General features: G+C 52.8%; 1 rRNA gene. It reads right to left on the reverse strand.

Annotated elements, in window-relative coordinates:
• Positions 1–1,450 (reverse strand): 23S ribosomal RNA (locus ACFX4E_RS28200); the annotation flags it as partial.

Genomic DNA, 1,450 nt, shown 5'->3' on the forward strand with positions numbered 1-1,450 from the left:
TCCCGATCGCCTTGGTATGCTCTACCCACCCACCTGTGTCGGTTTGCGGTACGGGCTCCTCAGAGCTCCCTAGAGGTTTTTCTTGGAAGTATGGGCTTACTAGCTTCACTCAATTGCTTCGTCCGACACCTCAGCCACATGAGAAGCGCATTTCACTACTTCTCAGCCTACGTGCCATCACGGGGACGTCCAGAACCCCGCCTAGCTACCCTGCTCCGTCACCCCATTGGTGATAACGCTCTTTTGGAGGGACAGGAATTTCTACCTGTTGTGCATCGACTACGCCTTCCGGCCTTGCCTTAGCTCCCGCCTAACCCTGGGAGGATTAGCCTTGCCCAGGAAACCTTGGGTTTACGGCGGACATGTTTTTTACATGTCTCTCGTTACTCATGCCAGCATTCTCACTTCTGGACAGTCCACAGTTGGTTATCCAACTGCTTCAACCCGTACAGAAAGCTCTCCTACCACCAGTACAAAGTACTGATCCGCCGCTTCGGTACAATGCTTAGCCCCGTATATTGTCGGCGCATGTCCACTCGACCAGTGAGCTATTACGCACTCTTTAAATGAATGGCTGCTTCTAAGCCAACATCCTGGTTGTCTGAGCAAACGCACATCCTTTGCCACTTAGCATTGATTTTGGGACCTTAGCGGGCGGTCTGGGCTGTTTCCCTTTCGAATACACAGCTTAGCCCACATATTCTGACTCCCGGATTCTAGACCAATGGTATTCGGAGTTTGATTAATCTTGGTAGGCGGTGAAGCCCCCGCAACTATTCAGTGCTCTACCCCCATTGGTAAACATCCGAGGCTAGCCCTAAAGCTATTTCGGAGAGAACGAGATATCTCCAGGTTTGATAGGCCTTTCACTCCTATCCACAAGTCATCCCCTCAGTTTTCAACCTAAGTGGGTTCGGCCCTCCACGGGGTCTTACCCCCGCTTCAGCCTGCTCATGGATAGCTCACCTGGCTTCGCGTCTACGGTATGCGACTCACTCGCCCTATTCAGACTCGCTTTCGCTGCGGCTCGCTTTTTAGCTTAACCTTGCCACATGCCGTAACTCGCTGGCTCATTCTACAAAAGGCACGCCGTCACAGACAAAAGTCTGCTCCGACTGCTTGTAGGCAAACGGTTTCAGGTACTATTTCACTCCCCGCTAGGGGTGCTTTTCACCTTTCCCTCACGGTACTGGTTCACTATCGGTCACAAGAGAGTATTTAGGATTGGAGGGTGGACCCCCCAGGTTCCCACCGGGTTTCACGTGTCCGGCAGTACTCAGGTGCCACTCGGGAGTCTTCGCAGATTCGCGTACGGGGCTTTTACCCTGTCTCGCCAGCTTTTCCAAGCTATTCTGCTTCCACGAAGTTTTGTAACTCCACAATGAATGGTCCTACAACCCCGCCAGCGCTTGCGCAACTGACGGTTTGTCCTATATCCCCGTTCGCTCGC

The sequence above is a fragment of the Priestia sp. YIM B13491 genome (assembly GCF_042787605.1).
In the GTDB taxonomy this organism is placed as follows: domain Bacteria; phylum Bacillota; class Bacilli; order Bacillales; family Bacillaceae_H; genus Priestia; species Priestia megaterium_E.